Here is a 3,158-nt window from a genome sequence, read left to right as displayed (position 1 = left end):
AAACAAAGACCCGTTTGGGTTGTATGGTTAAGTGACTAAGCGTACACGGTGGATGCCTTGGCAGTTGGAGGCGATGAAGGACGTATTAACTTGCGATAAGCCTAGTCAAGCTAGTAAAAAGCACTTGAGACTAGGATTTCCGAATGGGGAAACCCACCTGCTTGCAGGTATCGTTAACTGAATACATAGGTTAACGAGGCGAACGCGGAGAACTGAAACATCTAAGTACCCGTAGGAAAAGAAATCAACCGAGATTCCGAAAGTAGCGGCGAGCGAAATCGGAACAGCCCTTAAGCTTAATTGGTGTTAATGGAAGGCTCTGGAAAGTGCCACGATACAGGGTGATAGTCCCGTACATGAAAATCCCTTTTAAGTGAAATCGAGTAGGTCGGAGCACGTGAAACTTTGACTGAATATAGGTGGACCATCATCTAAGGCTAAATACTCCCAACTGACCGATAGTGAACCAGTACCGTGAGGGAAAGGCGAAAAGAACCCCTGTGAGGGGAGTGAAATAGAACCTGAAACCGTGTACGTACAAGCAGTAGGAGCCCACTTGTTGGGTGACTGCGTACCTTTTGTATAATGGGTCAGCGACTTATATTTTGTAGCGAGGTTAACCGAATAGGGTAGCCGTAGGGAAACCGAGTCTTAACTGGGCGAATAGTTGCAAGGTATAGACCCGAAACCCGGTGATCTAGCCATGGGCAGGTTGAAGGTTGAGTAACATCAACTGGAGGACCGAACCCACTAACGTTGAAAAGTTAGGGGATGACCTGTGGCTAGGAGTGAAAGGCTAATCAAACCGGGAGATAGCTGGTTCTCCCCGAAATCTATTTAGGTAGAGCCTCGGACGAATACTTACGGGGGTAGAGCACTGTTAAGGCTAGGGGGTCATCCCGACTTACCAACCCTTTGCAAACTCCGAATACCGTAAAGTAATATCCGGGAGACACACGGCGGGTGCTAACGTCCGTCGTGAAGAGGGAAACAACCCAGACCGCCAGCTAAGGTCCCAAAGTCATAGTTAAGTGGGAAACGATGTGGAAAGGCCCAGACAGCCAGGAGGTTGGCTTAGAAGCAGCCATCCTTTAAAGAAAGCGTAATAGCTCACTGGTCGAGTCGGTCTGCGCGGAAGATGTAACGGGGCTAAACTATGCACCGAAGCTGCGGATTCAGAATTTATTCTGAGTGGTAGGGGAGCGTTCTGTAAGCGGTTGAAGGTGTACCGGGAGGTATGCTGGACGTATCAGAAGTGCGAATGCTGACATGAGTAACGATAATGCGGGTGAAAAACCCGCACGCCGGAAGACCAAGGGTTCCTATCCCATGTTAATCAGGGTAGGGTAAGTCGACCCCTAAGGCGAGGCCGAAAGGCGTAGTCGATGGGAAACGGATTAATATTTCCGTACTTGGTATAATTGCGATGGGGGGACGGAGCAGGCTAAGCAAGCATGGCGTTGGTAGTCCATGTGAAAGTGAGTAGGCTAGCGACTTAGGTAAATCCGGGTTGCTGTTAGGCTGAGACACGAGACGAGTCACTAAGGTGATGAAGTTGCTGATGCCATACTTCCAGGAAAAGCCTCTAAGCTTCAGATTATACCGAATCGTACCCCAAACCGACACAGGTGGTCAGGTAGAGAATACTAAGGCGCTTGAGAGAACTCGGGTGAAGGAACTAGGCAAAATCGTACCGTAACTTCGGGAGAAGGTACGCTCCGATTGGTGATGGGACTTGCTCCCTAAGCTGATTGGAGCCGCAGTGACCAGGTGGCTGGGACTGTTTATTAAAAACACAGCACTGTGCAAAATCGCAAGATGACGTATACGGTGTGACACCTGCCCGGTGCCGGAAGGTTAATTGATGGGGTTATCTTCGGAGAAGCTCTTGATCGAAGCCCCGGTAAACGGCGGCCGTAACTATAACGGTCCTAAGGTAGCGAAATTCCTTGTCGGGTAAGTTCCGACCTGCACGAATGGTGTAACCATGGCCACGCTGTCTCCACCCGAGACTCAGTGAAATTGAAATCGCAGTGAAGATGCTGTGTACCCGCGGCTAGACGGAAAGACCCCGTGAACCTTTACTACAGCTTGGCACTGAACATTGAACCTACATGTGTAGGATAGGTGGGAGACTTAGAAGCAGAGACGCTAGTTTTTGTGGAGTCGTCCTTGAAATACCACCCTTGTAGTTTTGATGTTCTAACGTTGGCCCCTGAATCGGGGTTACGGACAGTGCCTGGTGGGTAGTTTGACTGGGGCGGTCTCCTCCCAAAGAGTAACGGAGGAGCACGAAGGTTGGCTAAGTACGGTCGGACATCGTACGGTTAGTGTAATGGTAGAAGCCAGCTTAACTGCGAGACAGACACGTCGAGCAGGTACGAAAGTAGGTCATAGTGATCCGGTGGTTCTGAATGGAAGGGCCATCGCTCAACGGATAAAAGGTACTCCGGGGATAACAGGCTGATACCGCCCAAGAGTTCATATCGACGGCGGTGTTTGGCACCTCGATGTCGGCTCATCACATCCTGGGGCTGAAGTCGGTCCCAAGGGTATGGCTGTTCGCCATTTAAAGTGGTACGCGAGCTGGGTTTAGAACGTCGTGAGACAGTTCGGTCCCTATCTGCCGTGGGCGTTTGAGAATTGAGAGGGGTTGCTCCTAGTACGAGAGGACCGGAGTGAACGAACCGCTGGTGTTCGGGTTGTCATGCCAATGGCATTGCCCGGTAGCTACGTTCGGAACTGATAAGCGCTGAAAGCATCTAAGCGCGAAGCAGGCCTCGAGATGAGTTCTCACTAGAGCTATAAGCTCTCTGAAGGGCCGTTGAAGACTACAACGTTGATAGGCAAGATGTGGAAGCATAGTGATATGTTAAGCTAACTTGTACTAATTACCCGTGAGGCTTAACCATACAACGCCAAACGCGTTTTATGTGATAGTTGATAGCGCAAGAAGTTAATAGACTAAAGTAGATTTACTGAAAACTTTATTATCAGAATTCCAAATTTTAGTTAATTGCTAACGCGATTAACACCAAATTTGCTTGGTAACAATAGCGTTTTGGACCCACCTGACCCCATGCCGAACTCAGTAGTGAAACGAAACAGCGCCGATGATAGTGTAGCATTTGCTATGTGAAAGTAGGACATTGCCAGGC

General features: G+C 49.4%; 2 rRNA genes. Both read left to right on the top strand.

Annotation, left to right across the window (positions count from 1 at the left end):
• Positions 1-25: 25 nt before the first annotated feature.
• A 23S ribosomal RNA gene (locus H5163_RS20940) occupies positions 26-2,912 on the top strand.
• Between the two features lie 131 nt (positions 2,913-3,043).
• Positions 3,044-3,158 (top strand): 5S ribosomal RNA (gene rrf / locus H5163_RS20935).

The organism is Pseudoalteromonas sp. SG44-8 (assembly GCF_014164125.1).
Classification (GTDB): Bacteria; Pseudomonadota; Gammaproteobacteria; order Enterobacterales; family Alteromonadaceae; genus Pseudoalteromonas; species Pseudoalteromonas rhizosphaerae.
This window is presented reverse-complemented; position numbering and strand designations above follow the sequence as displayed.